Genomic DNA, 214 nt, shown 5'->3' with positions numbered 1-214 from the left:
GGCCCCATACCGCGGCCGCGGCCAGGTCGCTGCCATCGGTAGCGCCGCGGGTCATCACCACCAACCGGGAACCGTCCATGGCCGCATCGGCCAGCCATTCCTGGATCCAACCCAACACCAACGTGCTCGCCGCGTGCGTGGCCTCGACAACGCCGACAGCATCGTCCGCAGCTGGTAGCTCGGCCACCACGACCGCGGGCAGCTCACCATCAAC

Annotated in this window: 1 protein-coding gene; it reads right to left on the bottom strand. The window is 69.2% G+C overall.

The window, feature by feature from the left end:
• The coding region (locus ACLQ22_RS32225) for a hypothetical protein (protein WP_425695644.1) at window positions 1-214 on the bottom strand (214 nt) is incomplete at both ends.

Source organism: Micromonospora sp. DT178, from assembly GCF_049841695.1.
Classification (GTDB): Bacteria; Actinomycetota; Actinomycetes; order Mycobacteriales; family Micromonosporaceae; genus Micromonospora.
Note: the sequence above shows the minus strand (reverse complement) of the source record. Positions and strands in the feature narration are given on the sequence as shown.